Source organism: Planktothrix sp. PCC 11201 (genome assembly GCF_900009135.1).
GTDB lineage: Bacteria > Cyanobacteriota > Cyanobacteriia > Cyanobacteriales > Microcoleaceae > Planktothrix.
In genome coordinates this window covers 101,424-114,427 of record NZ_LT797693.1, presented here as the reverse complement: position 1 = coordinate 114,427, position 13,004 = coordinate 101,424, and the positions used below count along the sequence as shown (strand labels likewise).

Sequence of the window (13,004 nt, the reverse complement as noted above, 5' to 3'; positions counted from 1 at the left end):
GTTTGAAGACCAAACCCCTACAGTTTTTATCACAACGGTTTCTCAATAGACCTTAGAAACCACCAGAGACTTACAAGTCGATAAGGGGTTCCGTATTATCAACAACGTTATTATCAGGAGGAGTTTCAACGGGTGGAGTTTCAACAACGTTGGTATCAGGAGGGATTTCAACGGGTGGAGTTTCAACGGGTTGGATAGAAATATTGTTCTCTTTTGGAGTTTCGACGGGCGACGTGGAAATATTATTATTCTTTGGTTCTTCAACGGGTTTAATTAATGCACTATTTGCCCGGACAAAACAGTTTGCGGGTGTGCCATCAAGTTTTTTCTTAACAAAAATCCAAGGTAAAAATTGATCATCTCTGGTAAAAACAAAGCCACTATAACTCACTTGCGCTCGAAAAATCTCATCGGGTTTAAATGTGGCGACCACTGGCCAATTACTAATACTCGGAAATCCAGGGTTATCAGGATTCCAAATTTCTTCAATGCTGGAATTTCCCATCCGACAATTCAATCCATTCGGATCGGCATCAACAACTTGCCAATATAGATGGGAAGATAGGCTCACATAGTTACCTTGAGCATTGGGTTCAGGGAGGGACTGAGCAGCCCAAGTAGGTGTGATTCCCAGTAGGAAAACCAACCCTAAACTCAAAATCACTATCCTATAAATCGCTTTGAATCGGTTTAGCATCATAGTCCTCATTGAATTAGGATTTTTTAGGTATCAGGAATTTACCCTTTGATTTGACTTGGGAGCAACCCCCGTCCGGTGTGATATGGCTATTCCTTGATTCTAACACTTCTTTAGAATATCCTTAAATACTATAAAATCATCAAACCTAAACGTAAAAATTATTCTTCTATTCCCTCAGTGACAATCACTTGCCCTATCCCCTGTTAAACTATATTTAAATCAAACGGTTCCTTATTTTCAATAGATTTCTGGAACCATTTTAATCAAAGTTAAATGATTATTTAAGGAGCTTGGTGTCAATGGTAAGTGATCAATTTCCACTGGATTTTATCTGGGGAGCCGCTACCGCATCCTATCAGATTGAAGGGGCTGTTGGGGAGGGGGGTCGTCTACCGAGTGTCTGGGATACCTTCAGTCTCACCGACGGACGGGTTTTAAATGGAGACACAGGGGAAAACGCTTGCGACCATTATCATCGTTATGAAACCGATATTCAATTGATGGTGGAATTGGGGATTAAACATTATCGATTTAGTATCGCTTGGCCGCGAATTATTCCCAATGGTAGAGGTGCTGTCAATCAAGCCGGAATTGATTTTTATAAACGGCTAGTTGATGCTTTATTAAACCATGGAATTACCCCCCATGCTACTTTATTTCATTGGGATAGTCCCCAGGCTTTGGAGGATTTATATGGGTCATGGCGCAGTCGAGAAATGGCTCAGGATTTTGCTGATTATGTAGCGGTTGTGGTGAGTCAATTGGGCGATCGCATTACCCATTGGATGACGATTAATGAAATTCCCTGTTTTACCCATTTAGGCTATCAAGTAAATGCCATTCCCCCCCATGCACCCGGAACCGTTGTTTCCCGTCCCAAAGAAGTTTGGCAAACCTCCCATCATGCCCTATTAGCCCATGGATTGGGAGTACAAGCAATTAGAGCTAATTCTCCCGTTCCTTGTACTATTTCTCTAGTCGATAATTGTGCGGTAACGGTTCCGATTGCGGAAACCCCAGAACATATTTTAGCCGCCCAAAAAGCCTTTCATTTATGTGGTCAAAATGGTGGTATTACGGTTCCCGCCTTAACAGGTTCCTATAGTCCGGCTTTACTGGAATTATTAGGTAATGAAGCCCCGGATATATTACCCGGAGATTTAGAAATTATTCATCAACCTTTAGACCAATTAGGATTAAATATTTACTCGGCTACCTATGTCCGCGCTTCCGACAATCCTATGGGGTTTGAATTTCTCGGATTACCTAAAGGATATCCCCGAATGAATATGCCTTGGTTGAATATTGTTCCTGAATGTATTTATTGGGGAATTCGTCATATTAGCGAAACCTTAAACCGAGCAGATTTACCTATTCTAATTACAGAAAGTGGCTGTGCTGCTGAAGATGAATTAAACCAAAAGGTCGAGGTAATTGATACTGATCGGATTATGTATTTACGTCAGCATTTTCACTCAGCACATCGGGCTATTGTTGAAGGATATCCCCTAAAAGGATATTTTGTTTGGAGCTTAATGGATAACTTTGAATGGGCTTGGGGATATCAGCGCCGTTTTGGATTAATTTATGTGGATTATCCCACACAAAAACGGATTCCGAAAGCCAGTTTTCAATGGTATGCTGAATGTATTCGGCAAAATCGGGTCGTTTAACCTCATCTTTAAGCCTAGGGAAAGTCTGGAAAAACTTAAAGAATAATGTATATTCAAAAACAGAGCCAACGAAATCCAAGATTTGTTTAATTTTGTGATAGTTTGTTCTAAGTTGGGGTGATTTTTGATTGGCGAAGTTGATCAATCCGGTCTAAATAAATTTTTTAAGGATGCAGAAATTAAAGGGTTTCCGTTGAGAATTGTCCGTTTAAACGCACCGATACTAATGCGACAGTCCACCTGCGTTAATAAGCTGGGGGCGAACATCGATTTAAACCGCACGGGTTGAGGGGACAAATTCGGATATTCGGTTAAAGGGAGGGTATCCGCATCCAAAATCCGTATCCCGTCCCCTAAAATTTGATCCATCCCATGACGACGAACAATTTCACCCAGAGACATCGGAGAACAAACCCCTTCTACTTCATGACGGGGTTTTAAACCCAATTTTTCGATAAATTCTGCTGTTTTGACGCCCTGAACGATAGAATTTCTCATAAATGCCACAAGAATCGTTACATTTCAACAATTAATCAAATTTGGGAATTTTTAATATTTTTTTAATGAATTGATTTTTATTCAACAGTTTTCAGCAAAGATACCCTAACTTCTATAGTACCATCAAAAAGCGATGTTCAGCCAAAAAGTGATAGCATTGTCTCAATTCAACCCCCAAAATAAAATCTTGTAGAAACTGAGTGTAGTTATTGTTTGCCATGTGATGATGATCACATAATTAGCTAGATTTAATCACAGGGTTCATCGGATATCTGTCACTGAGTAGCCCTTGATTTTCGGTACAATTAATACTGTAGAACTTAATTTCTACGCCCGATATAACTTTTTTATTCCCTATTTGTAGGAACCCCAAAATGATTTCACCCAAACAAGCACAACTGATTCAATTTTTACGCTGGGAGTTAGCGATCCCCGCGTCCTCAATTGCCACGGCTTTGCGCCACCCCGAACAGGATTCAGGTCAGTTACCGATGATCCTATGGCAGTATGGATTAATTACACTTGAACAACTGGATCGAATTTTTGATTGGTTAGAACGATTTGGCAGCATTATGGAAGCGAAATCAGTCATGTATTCTTATCCTGATTATTCCCAGTCTGTGGATGAAACTATACATATCTCTGTTTCGCTGGTAGCGTAGTTTCCTCTCTTGTTAAACCATTTTGAGAAAATGTCTTAAATCCAATTTTTTAAATTTTGTCTATGTCAGAATGTTTAATTAGAAGATTTCAACAGCCACAATCTAAATTCAACAATCACTAAGTCAGCTTTTGCAAAAGGCTGACTTTAAATTTTATTTAAGAATAATAAACTCCTCAAAAAAGAACAATTGTAAGGTTCAGCCATGCCCACTGGTATAACATCTTCTCCACAAAAAACGCAATTATGACCTTGAGAATATCAAAGATGGGTACCGATACGACGGCTTTCTGTTACAATTTCTGCGATGGTATAGAAAGGTGCAAGATAAACAGCAAAAACCAACTTGGCTGCATCTGTTAGTTATGATGAAATTTGAACAGGCGCTCGCAATTACCGATACATTGGTTTTTGAAAAAACCGGAAAACACTTGACTGACGCACAAACCGCCGTTCTTCAAGGAACTTGGTACTGTCAGAAATACCATGAAATTGCTTTAGAATATCGCTGCACTCCCGAATATCTGAAGCAGGATGTGGGGCCAAAGTTATGGAAATTATTATCGGATGAGTTAGGGGAAAAAGTTAGGAAAAAGAATTTTCGGAGCGTAATTGAACGTCTTTCTTCTCCCACTCCCCCCTCTGACCCCCATCCAACCCCCGATCCTCCGGTTTCCTCAACCCCCGCAAAAAAAAATATAGACTGGGGAGAAGCACCGGATGTCTCTCAGTTTTATGGCCGTCTTCAAGAACTTACTCAACTTGAACAGTGGACTTTACAAGAAGATTGTCGAGTCATTGCCGTATTGGGTATGGGGGGAATGGGAAAAACTTCTTTATCGGTGAAATTTATTCAAAAAATTCATCCTCATTTTGAATTTGTGATCTGGCGATCACTACGAAACGCACCTCCATTAACTGATATTTTAATTGATTTAATTCATTTTTTTGCTGATAAAACCGAATGTAATTTATCTGCCGACCCCGTCCGTCAAATCTCTCAATTAATCGAATTTTTAAGAACATCTCGCTGCTTAATTATTTTAGATAACTTAGAATCAATTTTACAAGAAGGAAATCTGGTGGGGCGTTACTATCCAGGGTATGAAAATTACGGTGATTTATTTAAACGTTTAGGAGAAACTCAACACCAAAGTTGTTTGTTGATGACCAGTCGAGAAAAACCCAGAGAAATTGCGGCTTTAGAAGGTCAAACGCTGAAAATTCGTTGCTTACCCCTACTGGGTTTAGACATTAAAAATTGTCAAGCAATTATTCATGCCAAAGGAGATTATAGCTCCTTAGAACAATGGCAAGAATTAATTGAACGCTATGCAGGAAATCCCCTGGCATTAAAAATTGTTACCACGACTATTTATGATTTATTTGCCGGGAATGTGGGTGAATTTTTACAACAAATTCAACAGGGAACGGCAATATTTGGGGATATCAGGGATTTATTAGAACAACAATTAGGACGAATTTCCAAACTAGAATTAGAAACCATGTATTGGTTAGCAATTAATCGAGAACCCTGTACGATGGTAGATTTAAGAAAAGATTTATTATCAATTACTTCCTCAGTTGAACTGATCGAAGCCTTAGAATCCTTGAGTCGGCGATCGCTAATTGAAAAAGGTGGCGGGAGCTTCACTCAACAACCCGTAGTGATGGAATATATCATTGAAAAATTGATTGAAAAAGTTCTCCAAGAAATTGAAACAGAAACCATTAATATTCTCAATCAATATCCCTTAATAAAATCCCAAGCTAAAGATTATATTAGAGAAAGTCAAACCCGTTTAATTCTACAGCCAATTGTCCAAAAACTCCTCAACCGTTATCGAATTTCAGGAGAACTCAATCAAAAATTTAAAACTCTCATTCAAAGGTTAAAACAACACCGTCATGCCTCCGGCTATGGGGGCGGGAATCTACTAAATCTTTGCCATCACTTAGACCTCGATTTAGCAGAGTATGACTTTTCTCAATTAACACTCTGGCAGGCTTATTTACAAGATGCCAACTTACAAAACGTTAATTTTTCCGGTTCCGATTTATCTCGATCGGTGTTTGCCAAAACCCTAGGAAATTCTCTCACCGTCGCCTTGGGAAGCAACGGAATTTTAGCCACCGGAGATGCAGAAGGCAAAATTATTTTATGGACAGTTGAAGACGGTCAACAATTATTAGTCTGTCAAGGCCAAACCGTGGGGGTGAAGTCCCTCACTTTTAATAGCGATGGCACCTTACTCGCCAGTGGCAGTGAGGATCAAACCGTGCGACTATGGAAAGTCTCAACCGGAGAATGCTTGAACCGTTGGTCAGAGCATCAAGGAACGGTAAATTGCGTGGGTTTTCGTCCCCAAGGAGATTGGTTAGCCAGTGGTAGCGATGACCAAAGTATTAGGATTTGGGATATTCGCTCAGGACAATGTGTGCATCAGTTCACAGGTCACACCGAAAGTCTATCCACCCTGACCTGGAATCCCAATGGTCAACAGATTGTCAGTAGCAGCGAAGATCAGACGATCAAACTCTGGGATGTTCAAACCCGAACCTGTTTACACACCTTCTATGGAAATGACGCTTGGAACTGGGCTGTTACCTTCGTCCCTTCGGGATCAACTCCGGGCAAAATCCATTTGATCGCCAGCAGTACCCAGGAAAAAACAGTTCGCCTATGGGATGTGAATACTGGTCAAAGTTTTCATACCTTTGAAGGTCATCAAGATTCGGTTTGGATCGTGGTTTTTAGTCCCGATGGAGAACTATTAGCCAGTAGCAGCGATGACCAAACGGTGAAACTCTGGAATATCCGAACGGGGGTCTGTTTAAAGACTTTAACCGGACTGGAAAGTCAGGTTTGTTCCTTGGCTTTTAGTCCCGATAGCCAAACCCTCGCCACCGGAAGTGTAGATCAGATAGTGCAGTTATGGGATGTGCAAACTGGGCAACGATTGCGAACCTTACGCGGTCATCGTCATCAGGTGTGGTCGTTTGTTTTGAGTCCCGATGGTCGGCGTTTGGCTAGTGGCAGTGATGACAATAAGGTGCGACTGTGGGATGTGGGGACGGGTCGTTGTCTCAAACAGTTACCCGGTCATCGGGATTGGGTGTGGTCAGTGGCCTTTAGTCCCGATGGCGGGTTAATTGCCACGGGGAGTTATGACCAAACGGTAAAACTTTGGGATGCACAGACCGGAGAATGTCTCAAAACCCTACATGGTCATAGTGATCGGATTCAAGCCGTGACCTTTAGTTCCGAGGGTGTGCTACTGGCAAGTGCCAGTGATGACCAAACGGTGAAACTTTGGGATGTACAGACCGGAGAACTGTTACAAACCTTAGAAGGTCATCAGCGTTGGGTGGGTGCGGTGGCTTTTAGTCCCCGGGATCAGATTCTAGCCAGTGGGAGTAATGACCACCAGATCCGAGTTTGGAATATAGTAACGGGCGAATGTTTGGCGGTTCTCGCAGGCCACAGTGATCGGGTTCATGTCCTGGGGTTTACGGACAAGGGTTCTATTTTAGTTAGTGGGAGTTATGATCGTTCGGTGAAATGTTGGAATATTAAAACCGGTGAATGTCTGCAAACCTGGAGGGGTGAAATCGAACGAGTCCAAGGAATTTTATTCTACACCCACAGAGAAGTTTGGGTGAGTGGCAGCTATGATTATCAGGTGAAGTTATGGGATATTGCCACTGGGGAATGTGTGAAAAATCTAAGGGGTCATGATCACCCCGTTTGGTCAGTTCATGGTGATCCTCATGGCAATTTTTTAGCGAGTGGAAGTCATGATCAAGGGATTAAGATTTGGGACTTACATACTAATGAATGTTTAAAAACCTTACGCGCTGATAAACCCTATAATGGCTTAAATATTACGGGTGTGACCGGAATCACAACGGCTCAAAAAGTTACACTTAAAGCTCTAGGAGCTATCGATCTTAACCGGGATCAAAGTTAATAAGAAATAGCTTTACTGAATCTTTACAATTTCTCATTGATTTTTGCTGAATCTTTATAGAAGTTGTAATGATTTATCAATAGAATATATGTATTCATACAGAAGCCACACTCTGCCTAAAGTTTTCAGTCATCCTTGGTTGGTTCTTACCCCAATATCTGGTGTGATCACAGAGGAAGTGGGTTACGGATAACCGGACGTTGTACTCGCCTCGATACCAGTAGGAGCATACTCCGAAAGAGACGGGAGGGAAAATCGAAATCTCACTTGCTCCACCATCGGGACGGGTAGGAAAACGGACTCAAGGAGGTTATGATGTTGGGTAACAGTGTGGGGTTGTGATCGTTTTTTTGTTGTGTTCGATCTGTCCCTAGAAAAAGAGGGGTTATACCGTGAATAGTTCGGGGTTCAGCCAGTATTACCATTCGTCAGATGAGCAAGTCATTTATGCTCATCTGCAATACTGTGTTGATTTTGAATTGCCCCGACAACTGATTCAGCGTTTCTTTAATCTGTTTATCCAAGGTGGGGAATACCCAGATTTAGCGGTCAATTTAGCGGTTGGTCGGATTGTCGATTCGGATTTAGCCAATATAGAATTTCAGTATGTTCTTAACCGCAGTTGCTATATTTTAATTAACCGGTGGCGCAAAAATCCCCGGGATCAGTGGGCGATTCCTGAACTAATTCATAGTTTTGAACAAACACCCTCGGGTTTGCCCTCCTGTTGGACGGCAAAACGCCTACGTTCATTAGTTAAACGATTTACTGAAACCGAACAATACCAGGCTCTGCGCCGTTTGAGTAAAGTTTTTGAAGAAAAAATCAAAGCGGAAGAAGATAAAAAAAGTGATAGTGTTGAAGGTTTAATTAGTCGTTATCCCTATTTATATGATCATTGTTTCTTAACCGATGATAGTCCCGATGAACAACGCCAGGAAATTCGGGAGATGCGGATGCAGGCTCAGGAAACCTTTGAACAGGATTTATCTCAATATCTCACCTTTAAAAATACTCCTCGGGAACAACGGCTAATCTTACCGTCGGTGGAAAACCCTACCCTATTAACGGACAAAAAATTGAATTTTGCCGTCAAACATTTCACTGGAAGAATTGACAGTTATCACACCTATGATGATTTAGCCAAAATTTTTGTAAATCAAAGTCAAAACGCTCGTACTTATCGGACATTTAAAGAGGAATTGTATGAATATTTAACGGATGCAGTTGATACTAAATATGCAAAAAAACATTTTAATAATCGCTTGTACCGAGAACTTCAAGGGACGCTCTCACACAATGATAGTCAGAAAGTGAATGATACCCTCGTGGCGGGAACCTGTCGCAAGTTATTAAATTTCCTGGTAGTGGAAAGTCCTCAACAACCCCATCACTTTGTGTTTTTAGATTTAAGCAGTAACTTGGGTGTGACTCGTTCAATTGGGTTACTCTTGAAAATTGTCTTAATTTGCCGGAGGGTTAAGTCGGATTTAGAAAAACGGTTCTCGATTTTATTTAACCACTATGCAACTTTCCCCCGAGATAAAGTATTTTGGCTGGTGGAATCTTTAGAAAACCTCAATCTTGCTTTTGGCTTTAACTGGGGAAAGTTAAAATTTCAACAACCTCCGGTTAAATTAGGGATAGGGTAGGGATCTTTCAACCCGAAATTGTTGATCAAAAAACTAGCACCAATGGAGTTAAGTGAACGATTCCTTGGCGCGACTGCTTCAATCACGTTCCCTCAAAAATGGTTTTTCCGTTTGAGACGTTCTGAGAGTGGGTTCAATGACTTTGTTGTTTCTCGACTCGACTCAACATCGCTTCTTGGAGATGGTCGTCATGCAGACGATCTTCAGCCAACAACTCCCGCGCTTGTTCTTGAGTTTGTTCCACCGCTTGTGCTTCTTTGGCTACTCGGTCGAGCATATTTTCGCCGATGTGTTCTAGGTGCTGGCGATCTTGTACCAAGAGTTCCCGAGCTTTATCTTCCAGATTCATATTGGACGTGCCATGGCACGTCTGTATATTCTAGGGAGCGAGGACGCTCCCACTACAGTCTATATTTTTTAAATTCACCGTAGCCAGTTGTGAAACTGGTCTAGGGATAATATCGACAACCCTGGGGAAAACTCGCTGTGATCAGGGTAAATAAAATAGGGTTGTAATACTGATTAAATAAGGCTTTTAGGGTGATGTACAAGGGCTGAATGTAGAGGATAAACCCACCGCATCTAATTAGTTACATCAGAGAGTGGAACATTGATGTCACTACTCCAAAGGGGCTGCTTCTACTATTCAAAGTGTAGAGAGTTGAATCAGGAAATACCAAACCGCCTTTGACTCTCGCCTTCTGTACACAGTGCTTTACCCAAGGAAACCCATCATGTTTGCACAAGATATTTCAATTCAAGATTCTGAAGTTACTCTTAATTATATTGATCCTCAAGCCTTAGCTCAACTTTTATTACAAGAATTGCAAACAACAGTTAAAGCCCTCCCCGCCAGTGGTCGGACAGTGACGCTACGGATGGCCCTGGAAGTAGAACGCATTTGTGAAAAAAGCAACCGCATTCAAACCTCTGGCGATGTGCAAACCTGGCAATTAAGTTTAGCCCGTCATCGGTTGCAAAAGTGCTTAGAGTATTACAAACTCGGCTCTCGTCAAGGTCGGGTAGAACTCCACTCCCACCTCGCGGCCATGGTCTACCGTCACGTTGCTTCCTTTGAGTCTCAGTTGAGTTTCCAAGCCCGTTACAACTTAATTGAAGACTTTTTACAAGGATTTTATGTCGAGTCTCTGCGGGCTTTTCGTCGGGAACACGCCCTGGAAGCTAACTATACCCCCCATACCCGTTTAGAATTAGCGGAATATATGGCTTTTACCGAACAGTATGCCAAACGCCAGATCGGTTTACCCGGTCGTAACCGTCAACGGTTAATTGTGTTACGCGCCCAAGGGTTTGCTAAAGGTCAACCCCCTGAAACCTCTATGGATATTGAATTAGCCGTTGAAGGTGGCAAAACCGAAGAAGCCGAAGCCCAAAGCCGGACATCCGCGATGCAGCAAATTCGGGAAAAAATGGTGTCTGAAACCGTTGACCCCGCAGAAAGTGTTTTACGCGATCGGGTGATTAATGAACTGATGCAATATTTAGAATCCCAAGGACAAACCGATTGTGTTAAATATTTAAAACTCAAAATGCAAGATCTGCAAGCCTGCGATATTGATAAAGCCCTGGGGTTAACCGCCCGTGAACGGGACTATCTGCAACAACGGTTTAAATACCACGTCGAAAAATTTGCCCGGTCTAACAACTGGAAACTCGTCCATGAATGGTTAGGGGCTGATATTAACCAAAAATTGGGGATGAATAGCGAACAATGGCAAGCCTTCCAAGCCCAATTATCTGTCGATCAGCAACAGTTATTACAACTCAAAGACCAAGAAGAAAGTGATAAAGCGATCGCCTCTATCCTCAAATGCACCCCCAAACAAGTCCAAAAACGTTGGGCTAAAATCCTCGACCTGGCTTTCAACTACCGTAACAGCGAAGCCTCAGCCCAGATTTCGCCTGACAAAATGTAATATATTATGAGTTAAGGACGTTCACAAGAGAGAAATTTTTGAATAATAATCTATTACATTTTATCGTGCAGAATATGGGTTTTATTAATGTCTAAATCTCCAAACAATAAGGGCGAGTTTTCCTCTCCCGAACAGAGAGGCTTTCTCGCCCCTATCTTTATATAGTTTCGCACAGTCCAATCGTTTATTCTTCGTCGCCTTCTTCTTGGTCGTCAGTGGGATAGTAAAATCCTGTAGAACGACCTGTGAGAACGGACTTACCGAGAGATAACGCTTTTTCAGCTTGTAGTCTTGCTTTCCGTTTCCAAGTCGCCTTCCGCATATCGCGTCTCGACCTGGACATTTTCTTCTTGGGTACAGCCATGAGCCTAGATTAATGAAGATTTTGCACAAACTACTATAATACCCTATTTGTACCCATTGCTGAAGATTTTTTTCCAGAAAGTTTACAACGATTTCAAAAAGCGGACTAACGCATCTCGATTTTCCTGGGTCATGCTTCTAAACGCTTTTTTAGCAGTTTCGGCTTCTCCCCCATGCCATAATATCGCTTCTTCGAGGGTTCGCGCTCGACCATCATGCAAATATCCAGAATAGGGAGATACGGTTTGGGTTAACCCAATACCCCATAAAGCAGGAGTTCGCCATTCTGTCCCCGATGCTTGAAATTCCGGGCGATGATCGGCTAATCCGGCTCCTAAATCATGTAACAATAAATCCGTATAGGGATGAATGGTTTGATTTGCTAATTTTTTAACGGGATGATTACCAGTTTTTAAGGTGGGTAAATGACAGGAAACACAATTAGCTTGAGCAAATAACGTTTCGCCTCGTTTGACTTGCGGGTCATCTAATAAAGTTCGGGCGGGAACGGCTAAAGTCTGTACATAGAATGTCGTTAAATCTAAGGTTTTTTGATCAATATCCGTTAGTTTTTCCCCATCGGTAAATAACGGGTTGGTGATTCCCATATCATTCGCATAAGCACCTGCATTTTGTTGAATTAATGTCGGATTTCCAGCTTTCCAACCAAATCGTCCTAATGCTTCCGATTTTTTTTGAGCATCCCAAACTTGATTCGCTTTTCCTGAAATTCCATCCTGATTTTGATCATCGGGATCGGCGAGATTTAAAATCGTTTTTTCAGGAACTGCTTCTAATAAACCTAGGCCAAAAACTGGGGGTGGAACTCTCAAGGATTTTTGAATTTCTGGTAAAATTGGTTGACCATTTGGCAGGGTAATTTTAGGTTGAGGCGATCGCAATTTATAAGACGTTCCATCGCTATATTGACCCGTTTGTTCTTGCCATTCTACATTAACTATGGCTTCGGGTTTTTGTCCGTAAATTGCAAAATCTTGAATCTGGGTTCCCAGTCCCAAAACAGGCGGTAGATTATCAATTTTAACCGATCCTTCTAAATGATAATTACCTGGTTTAACAGGATTAACTTTCGGCGCACTGACTCTGACTAATAATTGTCCGGGTTCGGGTAAACCCCGACCATTTTTCAGGTGACATCCTGCACAGGAAGCGTTATTAAAAAAAGGCCCTAACCCGGGATGAATGGGTGCAGGTTTAGTAACAAAATTAGCCTCAAAAGCGGTATTAGATTCTGTATGTTTTTTCTTTTCCGTTTCATCTAAATTGGCTAACGGTTGTTCAAAGCTACTGGAACTGCGGTTAAATACGGTGGTTTCTCCTCCCGCTAAAGGGATTTCGGGTTGCAACCTATTTTGAAAATGCCAAAAACTGGATAGGGTAATTCCTCCTAAAATTGCGATTACGAAAATGATTAAAAACTTAATAGGTTTTCTGGGAGGATATTTTAAGGATAAAGTTTGCATTGAATTAATGAAGTGAAGGATCTTGTTTTGATGGTTTGCTTGGATATAGGAAGATGGGCTATGCT

General features: G+C 41.6%; 10 protein-coding genes. 5 read left to right on the top strand and 5 right to left on the bottom strand.

Annotation, left to right across the window (positions count from 1 at the left end; genetic code table 11):
• Positions 1 to 70: 70 nt before the first annotated feature.
• Positions 71 to 700, bottom strand: a complete 630-nt coding sequence (locus PL11201_RS05230; RefSeq protein WP_144017676.1) for a hypothetical protein — start codon at positions 698 to 700, stop codon at positions 71 to 73.
• A gap of 299 nt (positions 701 to 999) precedes the next feature.
• Between PL11201_RS05230 and PL11201_RS05225 the strand changes: the two genes are divergently transcribed.
• Positions 1,000 to 2,373 (top strand): GH1 family beta-glucosidase, encoded by a 1,374-nt coding sequence (locus PL11201_RS05225; RefSeq protein WP_079677552.1) that lies wholly within the window; start codon positions 1,000 to 1,002, stop codon positions 2,371 to 2,373.
• Positions 2,374 to 2,514: 141 nt separating this feature from the next.
• Here PL11201_RS05225 and PL11201_RS05220 read toward each other — a convergent pair whose 3' ends face one another.
• On the bottom strand, positions 2,515 to 2,871 hold the full coding sequence (locus PL11201_RS05220) for a DUF362 domain-containing protein (protein ID WP_079677551.1): 357 nt from the start codon (positions 2,869 to 2,871) through the stop codon (positions 2,515 to 2,517).
• A gap of 374 nt (positions 2,872 to 3,245) precedes the next feature.
• On the opposite strand from PL11201_RS05220, the gene PL11201_RS27285 reads away from it, so the two are divergent.
• The 3 genes from PL11201_RS27285 (at position 3,246) to PL11201_RS05205 (ending at position 9,155) form a co-directional block, all read left to right on the top strand.
• Positions 3,246 to 3,533, top strand: a complete 288-nt coding sequence (locus tag PL11201_RS27285; protein ID WP_079677550.1) for a DUF2949 domain-containing protein — start codon at positions 3,246 to 3,248, stop codon at positions 3,531 to 3,533.
• A gap of 319 nt (positions 3,534 to 3,852) precedes the next feature.
• Positions 3,853 to 7,503 (top strand): WD40 domain-containing protein, encoded by a 3,651-nt coding sequence (locus tag PL11201_RS05210; protein WP_079677549.1) that lies wholly within the window; start codon positions 3,853 to 3,855, stop codon positions 7,501 to 7,503.
• Between the two features lie 392 nt (positions 7,504 to 7,895).
• A complete protein-coding gene (locus PL11201_RS05205) occupies positions 7,896 to 9,155 on the top strand; it encodes a hypothetical protein (RefSeq protein WP_079677548.1) in 1,260 nt (419 codons plus the stop codon).
• Positions 9,156 to 9,288: 133 nt separating this feature from the next.
• On the opposite strand, the gene PL11201_RS05200 is transcribed toward PL11201_RS05205, so the two are convergent.
• Complete coding sequence (locus tag PL11201_RS05200) at positions 9,289 to 9,504, bottom strand: hypothetical protein (RefSeq protein ID WP_079677547.1); 216 nt, start codon at positions 9,502 to 9,504, stop codon at positions 9,289 to 9,291.
• A gap of 385 nt (positions 9,505 to 9,889) precedes the next feature.
• On the opposite strand from PL11201_RS05200, the gene PL11201_RS05195 reads away from it, so the two are divergent.
• Positions 9,890 to 11,092, top strand: a complete 1,203-nt coding sequence (locus tag PL11201_RS05195; protein ID WP_079677546.1) for a HetZ-related protein — start codon at positions 9,890 to 9,892, stop codon at positions 11,090 to 11,092.
• Between the two features lie 184 nt (positions 11,093 to 11,276).
• Here PL11201_RS05195 and rpmF read toward each other — a convergent pair whose 3' ends face one another.
• Together rpmF and PL11201_RS05185 are read right to left on the bottom strand one after the other, a co-directional pair.
• On the bottom strand, positions 11,277 to 11,456 hold the full coding sequence (rpmF, locus tag PL11201_RS05190; RefSeq protein WP_079677545.1) for a 50S ribosomal protein L32: 180 nt from the start codon (positions 11,454 to 11,456) through the stop codon (positions 11,277 to 11,279).
• 82 nt (positions 11,457 to 11,538) lie between these two features.
• Positions 11,539 to 12,939: a di-heme oxidoreductase family protein gene (locus PL11201_RS05185; protein WP_079677544.1), complete on the bottom strand. Its 1,401-nt coding sequence runs from the start codon at positions 12,937 to 12,939 to the stop codon at positions 11,539 to 11,541.
• Positions 12,940 to 13,004: the final 65 nt, after the last annotated feature.

What these genes read in the sequence shown, in the direction of transcription:
- rpmF (WP_079677545.1), bottom strand. Translation starts at nt 11,456, where the DNA reads ATGGCTGTACCCAAGAAGAAAATGTCCAGGTCGAGACGCGATATGCGG.
- PL11201_RS05220 (WP_079677551.1), bottom strand. Translation starts at nt 2,871, where the DNA reads ATGAGAAATTCTATCGTTCAGGGCGTCAAAACAGCAGAATTTATCGAA.
- PL11201_RS05200 (WP_079677547.1), bottom strand. Translation starts at nt 9,504, where the DNA reads ATGAATCTGGAAGATAAAGCTCGGGAACTCTTGGTACAAGATCGCCAG.
- PL11201_RS05185 (WP_079677544.1), bottom strand. Translation starts at nt 12,939, where the DNA reads ATGCAAACTTTATCCTTAAAATATCCTCCCAGAAAACCTATTAAGTTT.
- PL11201_RS05230 (WP_144017676.1), bottom strand. Translation starts at nt 700, where the DNA reads ATGATGCTAAACCGATTCAAAGCGATTTATAGGATAGTGATTTTGAGT.
- PL11201_RS05195 (WP_079677546.1), top strand. Translation starts at nt 9,890, where the DNA reads ATGTTTGCACAAGATATTTCAATTCAAGATTCTGAAGTTACTCTTAAT.
- PL11201_RS27285 (WP_079677550.1), top strand. Translation starts at nt 3,246, where the DNA reads ATGATTTCACCCAAACAAGCACAACTGATTCAATTTTTACGCTGGGAG.
- PL11201_RS05225 (WP_079677552.1), top strand. Translation starts at nt 1,000, where the DNA reads ATGGTAAGTGATCAATTTCCACTGGATTTTATCTGGGGAGCCGCTACC.